Source organism: Pseudomonas sp. TWI929 (assembly GCF_039673335.1).
In the GTDB taxonomy this organism is placed as follows: domain Bacteria; phylum Pseudomonadota; class Gammaproteobacteria; order Pseudomonadales; family Pseudomonadaceae; genus Aquipseudomonas.
This window is the reverse complement of sequence record NZ_JBDJLK010000074.1, coordinates 18,805-27,510: the sequence shown is the minus strand read 5'-3', so window position 1 is coordinate 27,510 and position 8,706 is coordinate 18,805. Positions and strand designations below refer to the sequence as shown.

At 62.7% G+C, this 8,706-nt stretch carries 7 protein-coding genes; 3 read left to right on the top strand and 4 right to left on the bottom strand.

The window, feature by feature from the left end:
• Nucleotides 1-134: 134 nt before the first annotated feature.
• Nucleotides 135-1,298, bottom strand: coding sequence for a type III PLP-dependent enzyme (locus ABE456_RS22710; protein WP_016713187.1), 1,164 nt, complete (start codon nucleotides 1,296-1,298; stop codon nucleotides 135-137).
• A gap of 507 nt (nucleotides 1,299-1,805) precedes the next feature.
• Here ABE456_RS22710 and ABE456_RS22705 point away from each other — a divergent pair.
• The 3 genes from ABE456_RS22705 (at nucleotide 1,806) to ABE456_RS22695 (ending at nucleotide 5,812) form a co-directional block, all read left to right on the top strand.
• Nucleotides 1,806-2,291, top strand: a complete 486-nt coding sequence (locus ABE456_RS22705) for a sigma-70 family RNA polymerase sigma factor (RefSeq protein ID WP_346645931.1) — start codon at nucleotides 1,806-1,808, stop codon at nucleotides 2,289-2,291.
• Between the two features lie 20 nt (nucleotides 2,292-2,311).
• Nucleotides 2,312-3,274, top strand: a complete 963-nt coding sequence (locus ABE456_RS22700; protein ID WP_346645930.1) for a FecR family protein — start codon at nucleotides 2,312-2,314, stop codon at nucleotides 3,272-3,274.
• Between the two features lie 108 nt (nucleotides 3,275-3,382).
• On the top strand, nucleotides 3,383-5,812 hold the full coding sequence (locus ABE456_RS22695) for a TonB-dependent siderophore receptor (protein WP_346645929.1): 2,430 nt from the start codon (nucleotides 3,383-3,385) through the stop codon (nucleotides 5,810-5,812).
• 170 nt (nucleotides 5,813-5,982) lie between these two features.
• On the opposite strand, the gene ABE456_RS22690 is transcribed toward ABE456_RS22695, so the two are convergent.
• The 3 genes from ABE456_RS22690 to ABE456_RS22680 are packed head-to-tail and all read right to left on the bottom strand — an operon-like array spanning nucleotide 5,983 to nucleotide 8,701.
• Nucleotides 5,983-7,140 carry an ABC transporter ATP-binding protein gene (locus tag ABE456_RS22690; protein ID WP_346645928.1) on the bottom strand — a complete coding sequence of 386 codons (1,158 nt, stop codon included), beginning with the start codon at nucleotides 7,138-7,140 and terminating at the stop codon, nucleotides 5,983-5,985.
• Nucleotides 7,137-7,790: an ABC transporter permease gene (locus tag ABE456_RS22685; protein ID WP_346645927.1), complete on the bottom strand. Its 654-nt coding sequence runs from the start codon at nucleotides 7,788-7,790 to the stop codon at nucleotides 7,137-7,139. Before ABE456_RS22685 ends, ABE456_RS22690 begins: the two co-directional genes overlap by 4 nt.
• Nucleotides 7,787-8,701, bottom strand: a complete 915-nt coding sequence (locus ABE456_RS22680; protein WP_346645926.1) for a glycine betaine ABC transporter substrate-binding protein — start codon at nucleotides 8,699-8,701, stop codon at nucleotides 7,787-7,789. The genes ABE456_RS22685 and ABE456_RS22680 overlap by 4 nt, the downstream gene beginning before the upstream one ends.
• Nucleotides 8,702-8,706: the final 5 nt, after the last annotated feature.

Genomic DNA, 8,706 nt, shown 5'->3' with positions numbered 1-8,706 from the left:
CTCCCCACCCACCCCTCTCAATTCGGCCGCCCTCCCCCCCCCCCCCCCCCCCCCCCACCCCCCCCGCTCCCACAGGGATTGCGCAGGCCTTGGATAGCACAAATGAAAACGGGGCCTTGCGGCCCCGTTTTGCGTTACAGGTAGTAAGCCTTCAGCGGCGGGAAGCCGTTGAATTCCACTGCGCTGTAGCTGGTGGTGTAGGCACCGGTCGACAGCCAGTACAGGCGGTCACCGATGGCCAGGTTCAGCGGCAGGCCGTACTTGTAGTTCTCGTACATGATGTCGGCGCTGTCGCAGGTCGGGCCGGCGATGACCACTTCTTCGGCTTCGCCTTTCTTCTCGGTCCAGATCGGGAACTTGATGGCTTCGTCCATGGTTTCGATCAGGCCGGAGAACTTGCCCACGTCGGTGTAGATCCAGCGCTCGACGGCGGTGCGCGACTTACGTGCCACCAGCACCACTTCGCTAACCAGGATACCGGCGTTGGCGATCAGCGAACGGCCTGGCTCGAGGATGATTTCTGGCAGCTCGTCACCGAAGTCTTCCTTCAGGAAGCGGATGATCTCTTCAGCGTAGGTTTCCAGGCTGTTGGTACGGGTGATGTAGTTGGCCGGGAAGCCGCCACCCATGTTGATCAGCTTCAGCTCGATGCCGTCTTCTTCCTTCAGGCGCTCGAAAATCACTTTGACCTTGGCGATGGCGGCGTCCCACACGCTGATGTCGCGCTGCTGCGAGCCCACGTGGAAGGAAATGCCATAAGGCACCAGGCCCAGGTCGCGGGCGAGGATCAGCAGGTCCATGGCCATGTCGGTCTGGCAGCCGAATTTACGCGACAGTGGCCAGTCGGCAGTGGTGGAGCCTTCGGTCAGGATACGCACGTACACTTTCGAGCCCGGGGCGGCCTTGGCGATGTTGCGCAGGTCGGCTTCCGAGTCGGTGGCATACAGGCGCACGCCCTTCTCGTAGAAGTAGCGGATGTCCTTGGACTTCTTGATGGTGTTGCCGTAGCTGATGCGGTCGGCGCTGACGCCGCGGCCCAGCACTTTGTCCAGCTCGTAGATCGAGGCGATGTCGAAGCTCGAACCTTTCTCTTTGAGCAGGTCGATGATCTCGACGGCCGGGTTGGCCTTGACCGCGTAGTAGACCTTGGCGAATTCGAAACCGGCGCGCAGGTCGTCATAGGCCTGGCTGATCATCTGGGTGTCGATGAGTACGAACGGGGTTTCCTGCTTGTCGGCGAACGCCTTCATTTTCTGGAAGGTGTCACGCGCGAAATAGTCTTCGACCTGGATCGACATGCTCAGGGACTCCATGGGCAAACTGAAAGAATAAGTGGCTGCAAACTGAACGTCCTCCGTATCCCCACTTTGGTTCGCCTACTCAGTACTTGAGCCGGATGGATCGTTTCCAGCATGGACGTTCGGCGCGCACTTTAGGGCGTGAAGAATGCAGAATCAACAGGCAATCCGGGCGTGATCGCCGTGGATCGACGACCAGCCATTTGAATAACCGACTCGTGTGACCGGCTGATGTTCCCCACGATGTTGCAAGCGTAAAAAATTGTGGAATGGACTGTGTTGGCCCCTTCGCGGGTAAACCCGCTCCCACAGGGTTTTCGGTATTCCTGTGGGAGCGGGTTTACCCGCGAAGGGGCCAGAGGTGTTCATATTTATGGCCACATTTTTCTAGTACCCACGTACAGGAAATGGCTCATAAATTTTTTGTTACCGACTGGCGGATTTGCCGTTATTGATGAGAAACATTACTATTCGCACCCTTATCCGCCTCCCTGATGACCCCCGACCGTGTCTGGACACAAAGGCTTCCTCGACCACTACCATGAGCTGATCGGCACCTGGACGCGCAAGTTGCGCAGTCGTCAGCAGGCCGAGGACCTCACCCACGATGCCTTTGTCCGGGTGCTGGAAAACCCGCGCGAGCAGGTAGAGCAGCCGCGCGCCTACCTGCACCAGACTGCGCGCAACATTGCCGTGGATGGTTTCCGCCGCGAAGACCGCCGCCAGGCCCTGGAACTGGAAGCCTTCGACGAGGGCATGGCCGGCAGTGGCGACCCGGAGGCCTACGTGCATGCCCTGGAACTGGCCGATAGCGTCGAGCGGGCGCTGGCCGAACTGCCGCTCAACTGCCGGCGGGTGTTTGTCTGGCAGAAGCTCGAAGGCCTGACCCAGGCCGAGATTGCCGAGCGCATGGGGTTGAGCAAGAACATGGTCGAAAAGTATATGATCCGCACGCTCCGGCATCTGCGTGAGCACCTGGATGTGTCGGCATGATGAGTCAGGAGACCTTTTCGATGAAACAGCACGGTACCGAAACCGTCCGCGAACAGGCGGCCGCATGGTTCGTCCGCGTGCAGGATGCGCCTCGGGATACCGCGCTGCAGAAGCAGCTGCGTGCCTGGTTGGCGAGCGATGAGCGCCACCGGCAAGAGTACGAACACCTGTGCCGCGTGTGGCAGGCCGCCGACTTCATTCCCCGCCAGCGCCTGGAGGCACTGTGCCAACCGGACCCGGTGCAACAGCTGCCGCGTCGGCGTTTTGTGCGTCAGGCGCTGGCCGCCAGCGTGGCGCTGCTGGCGTTGGGCCTGGGGTGGGGCGGTTGGCACTACCAGCAACTGAACCACCAGGGCAGCTTGCAGACTGCCTTCAATGAGCGTCGCCAGGTCGAATTGCCGGATGGCTCGCACCTGGAACTCAATGGCAGCACGCGGTTGCAGGTCGATTTCAGCGCTGGCCAGCGGCATATCCGCTTGAGTGCCGGTGAGGTGATGTTCAGCGTCGCCCACGACAGCGCCCGGCCGTTCGTGATCGACACCGCCCAAGGCAGCGTGACGGTCACCGGTACCCGTTTCGACGTACGCCTGGACCCAGCAAGCACCCGCGTGGCGGTGGAGCAGGGCTCGGTGCGGGTACAAGGCAGGGGCGCCTCGCTGGCGCAACTCACGGCGGGCCAAGGCTCGCATATAGATGCACGAGGCCAGGTGGCCGCGCCCTACGCGGTCAACGCCGCCGCCGTGACGGCCTGGCGCCAGGGCAAGCTGGTGTTCGACAACGCCACCCTCGCCGAGGTGGTGGCCGAAGCGTCGCGCTACCGTAGCCAGCCGTTGCGGGTCGCCCCTGGTAAAGTTGCGCAGATGCGTTTGTCCAGCACCTTCAGCACCGACGACACCGACGCGCTGCTGCGCGCCTTGCCGAGCATCCTGCCGGTGGCCATCAAGGCCCATGAAGATGGCTCGCGCGAAATAATCGCGAAATAGATTCAGGTTTTTTTCCGCTCGTTCGTCTTCCCCGCCAGCTGCAACTGCCAAGCATTTCCATTTGCATGTGGTTGGCGTTTATTCCGCATTCCAGGAAGTTTCGACGACGTGAACAACAATAAGCCCTTCCCACCCTTGCGCGCCCTGGCGCTGGCCCTGGCGGTCAGTGCTGCGGCCATGAACAGCCAGGCCGTGCAGGCTGCCAGCACCATCCAGATCCAGGCCCAGCCATTGGCTTCGGCGCTGAACCAGCTTGGCCAGCAGACCAACCTGCAACTGTTCTTCAGCCCCGAGCTGGTGGCTGGCAAGCAGGCCCCGGCGGTGTCCGGCCAGCTAGCGCCTGAACAGGCACTGCAGCAGTTGCTGCAAGGCAGCGGCCTGACCTACGAGATGTCCCAGGACACCGTGGTGGTCAAGCCGGCGCAAGCCGATGGCACGCTCACCACGGGCAGCCTGGAGCTGGCGCCCACCGACATCAAGGTGGTTGGTGACTGGCTGGGTGATGCCCAGCAGAGCGTGGTGCAGAACCACCCTGGCGCGCGCACGGTGGTACGCCGCGAGGCCATGGTGGAGAAGGGCGCGATGAACGTGCGTGATGTGCTGCGCGGCATCCCGGGCGTGCAGGTGCAGGACTCCAACGGTACCGGTGGCAGCGACCTGTCGCTGAACGTTGGCGTGCGCGGCCTGACTTCGCGCCTATCGCCACGCTCCACGGTGCTGATCGACGGCATCCCGGCCGCCTTCGCACCTTACGGCCAGCCGCAGCTGTCGATGGCGCCGATTTCCTCGGGCAACCTCGACAGTATTGACGTGGTGCGTGGTGCGGGCTCGGTGCGCTATGGCCCGCAGAACGTTGGTGGGGTGATCAACTTCGTTACCCGGGCCATCCCCGAAAAAGCCTCGGCGGAGCTGTCCACCACCCTGGAAACCTCCCAGCACGGCGGTTGGAAGCACACTGAGTCGGCCTTCGTCGGCGGCACGGCAGACAACGGCATGGGCGTGGCACTGCTGTACACCGGGGTGAACGGCAACGGCTACCGCGAAAGCAACAACGGCAACGACATCGATGACGTTATCCTCAAGACCCACTGGGCGCCGACCGACGTCGACGAGTTCTGGCTCAACTTCCACTACTACGATGGCCGCGCCGACATGCCCGGTGGCCTGACCCAGGCTCAGTACGACAGCAACCCGTACCAGTCGCTGCGCGACTACGACTACTTCGCCGGCCGGCGCAAGGACGTGTCGTTCAAGTGGCAACGGCAGCTCGACGACGCCACCCAGTTCGAAGTACTGACCTACTACACCGACAGCTTCCGCGGCAGCGCCATTGCCTCGCGCGACATGACCACCCTGTCGTCGTACCCGCGCAACTACCACACCTTCGCTATCGAACCACGCTTGTCGCACATCTTCTTCGCCGGCCCGACCACCCAGGAAGTCAGCGTCGGCTACCGCTACTTGAAAGAAGCGATGCGCGAACAGTCGACCCGCCTGGCGCTGATCGACAACGTGCCGACGCCCGCCCCGGGCTCCGACGGCCATGTGTTCCAGGACCGCAGTGGTGGTACCGAGGCCAGCGCCTACTACATTGACGACAAGATCGACGTGGGCAACTGGACCATCACCCCGGGCATCCGCTTCGAGCACATCAACACCGACTGGCGCGACCGCCCGGTGCTCGGCGCCAACGGCAAGCCGGTGCCGGAAAAGAACCGCAGCATCACCAGCAACGAGCCGCTGCCGGCGCTGAGTGTGATGTACCACATCTCCGATGCGTGGAAGGTGTTCGCCAACTACGAGACCTCGTTCGGCAGCCTGCAGTACTTCCAGCTGGGCCAGGGCGGAACCGGCAACAGCACCGCCAATGGCCTGGAGCCGGAAAAGGCCAAGACCTACGAAATGGGTACGCGCTATGACAATGGCGGCTTTGCTGGTGAGCTGACGGCGTTCTACATCGACTTCGATGACGAACTGCAGTACATCAGCAACGACGTAGGCTGGACCAACCTCGGGGCGACCAAGCACCAAGGTATCGAGGCCTCGGTACGCTATGACCTGGCAGGGTTGGACCCGCGCCTGGACGGGTTGTCGGTGAGCGGCGGCTACACCTACACCCGCGCTACTTATGAAGGGGACATCCCGGGCTTCGAGGGCCGTGACCTGCCGTTCTACTCACGCCAGGTGGCCACCGCCGGGGTGCGTTACGCGGTCAACCGCTGGACCTGGAACCTGGACGCCTACGCCCAATCCAAGCAGCGCGCGCCGGGTACCGGGATCAATGCCGATGGCAGCTTCAACGGCGACTACATCACCGAGCCGAGTGCGGATGGGCAGTATGGCGATATTCCGGGTTACGTGACCTGGCATGCCCGTGGCGGGTATGAATTCGGGCCTGAGCTGTCCAACCTGAAGCTGGCGGCGGGGGTGAAGAACCTGTTCGACAAGCAGTACTTCACCCGCTCCAGCGACAACAACGCCGGCATCTATGTGGGTGAGCCGCGGACATTCTATGTGCAGGCCAGTGTAGGGTTCTGACTCCGCGTCGCCTGCTTCGCGGGTGAGCCCGCTCCCACAGGTACCGCGCAGGCCTTTAGCCTTGCGCCGACCCTGTGGGAGCGGGTTTACCCGCGAAGAGGCCGGCACAGGCAGTCCATTATCTGGGTTCTGAGCCAAGATCGCCGGCGCCGATTTGCGCCCCCAGCAATCTAAGAGGCCACCGCCTCAGCCGGCGAAACGATGCTGGTCTTCGCCCCGCGCGAGCGCCCCGAGCTCAGGTACGCTGCAATCGACTCCTGCGTCACCTCGCCCAAAAACACCTGCTCGGCATCCAGCACCGGCAACCACGCGCGGTTGAACTCGTACATCCGCGACAGCAGGATGCGCAAATGCTCATCGTGCGAGGCCGTGGCATTGAACGGCCGCAGGAAGTCGCTACAGGTGCCTTGCTGGCGATGCATGTCGCGCCGGCGCACATAGCCCAGTGCCTTGTTCTGCGCATCGGTCACCACCACATAGCGGCGGTCGTGCTCGTCGAGCAGCTCCAGCGCATCGCTCACCGGTGTTTCCGGGCTTACCGCCGGGGCGTTGTCTGCAGCATCCTCGGCGCGCACCAGCAGCAGGCGCTTCAAGGTGCTGTCCTGGCCAACGAAGTTGCTCACGAAGTCATCCGCCGGGTGCGCCAGCAGGGTGTCCGGGTGGTCCAGCTGCAGCAGTTTGCCGGCACGGAAGATGGCGATCTTGTCACCCAGCTTGATCGCTTCGTCGATGTCGTGGCTGACCATGATCACGGTCTTGTTCAGCGCACGCTGCATCTCGAAGAACTCGTTCTGGATCATCTCGCGGTTGATCGGGTCGACCGCGCCGAACGGCTCGTCCATCAACAGCACCGGCGCTTCTGCCGCCAAGGCGCGGATCACGCCGATACGCTGCTGTTGGCCACCGGATAGCTCGCGCGGGTAGCGCTGCAGGTACTGCTTGGGCTCCAGCTTGATCATGTGCATCAGCTCGCGGGCACGCTCGTGGCATTTGTGCTTGTCCCAGCCGAGCAGGCGCGGCACCACGGTGATGTTCTCCTCGATGGTCATGTTGGGGAACAGGCCGATCTGCTGGATCACGTAGCCGATGTGCCGGCGCAGGGTCACTTCGTCCAGCCCGGTGGTGTCTTCGCCATTGATGAACACCTGGCCGGAGGTGGGCGTGATCAGGCGGTTGATCATTTTCAGCGTGGTGCTCTTGCCGCAGCCCGAAGGGCCGAGAAATACGCAGATTTCCCCTTCGTTGACGGTGAGGCTTACCGCGTCGACGGCTTTGACGTCCTTGCCGTTGACGTTGAAGGTTTTGCTGAGGTTCTTCAGTTCGATCATGAGCGCAGTCCTTCTGGAGTCAGGGCACGTTGCAGGGTTTGCAGCAGCAGGTCGGCGATGATTGCCAGCAGGCTGACCAGCACGGCGCCGACCAGCAGCATCGACATGTCGCTGCGGCTGATGGAGGTGAGGATGAGCACGCCCAGGCCGCCGGCGCCGATGGTGGCGGCAATGGTCATGACACCGATGTTCATCACCACGGCGGTGCGTACACCGGCGAGAATTACCGGCACGGCGATGGGCAGCTCGACCATGCGCAGGCGCTGGCCGAAGGTCATGCCGATGCCGCGCGCGGCTTCACGGATGCCGGGTTCGACATTGGTCAGGGCCAGGTAGGTGTTGCGCATGATCGGCAACAGCGAATACAGGAATACGGCGGTGATCGCCGGCAGCGGGCCAAGCCCTTGGCCGAACTTCGAATAGAACGGTAACAACAGGCCGAACAAGGCAATCGACGGAATGGTCAGCAGCACCGTGGCGCTGGCCTGCAACGGGCCGGCAAAGGCTGGGAAACGGGTCATGAGGATGCCCAGCGGCACCCCGACCAGAATCGCCAGGCCCACGGCCACACCGACCAGCATGATGTGCTGCCAGGTCAGTTGCAGCACCTGGGCCCAGTCCAGGTGGTTGAAGGTATCGATCAGGTTCATGGCTGGCCCTCGCTGTTCAGTGGGTGCTCACGCAAGAAGGCGGCAGCCACGGCGGTCGGGTTCTGGTGTTCGACATCGACCTTGGCGTTGAGCTGGCGCATGGTTTCGTCGTCCAGCTGTTCGGCCAGCGGCTTGAGCAGGCTGACCAGTTGCGGGTTGGCATTGAGCACGGCTTTGCGCACCACTGGCGCTGCGGTGTAGTCGGGGAAGTAGTGCTTGTCGTCTTCCAGCAGCTTTAGGTTGAACGCACTCAGGCGGCCGTCGGTGGTGTACACCAGGCCGGCGAATACCTGGTTGTTGCGCATGGCGGTGTAGACCAGGCCGCCGTCCATCTGGCGGATGTTGCGCCGGTCTAGCGGCAGCTCGTACATCTCGCGCAGCCCGACCAGGCCGTCAGGGCGGTTGGCAAACTCGGTGTCCAGCGCCACCAGGTGGGTACGTTGGCTTTCGTCACGCAGTACCTGGTTGAGGTCGCTGATGGTGTTGATTTGCGGGTACGCCTCGGCCACCTGTTTGGGCAGGCCCAGCGCATAGGTGTTGCTGAACTTCGACGGGCTCAGCCAGATCAGGTCTTTCTTCGCATCCAGCGCCTTCACCCGGGCGAAGGTGGCTTCGGCATTGGGCATGCGCTCGTCGATGTGGTTGTAGGAAACCAGCGACACACCGGTGTATTCCCACATCAGGTCGAGCTGGCCGGTTTCCTGGGCCTGGCGCGCGATGTTGCTGCCAAGGCCTGTGGTAACGCGCACGTCGAAGCCATTGGCGCGCAGGTATTGCGCGGTTATTTCGGCAAGCACGGTCTGTTCGGTAAACACCCGCGCGCCGATGCGGATCAGCGGTTTTTCTGCTGCCTGGGCAAATCCTGCGAACAGCAGGGCCGCGCCCAGCAGCAAGGCGATTCTCTTGTTCATACGTT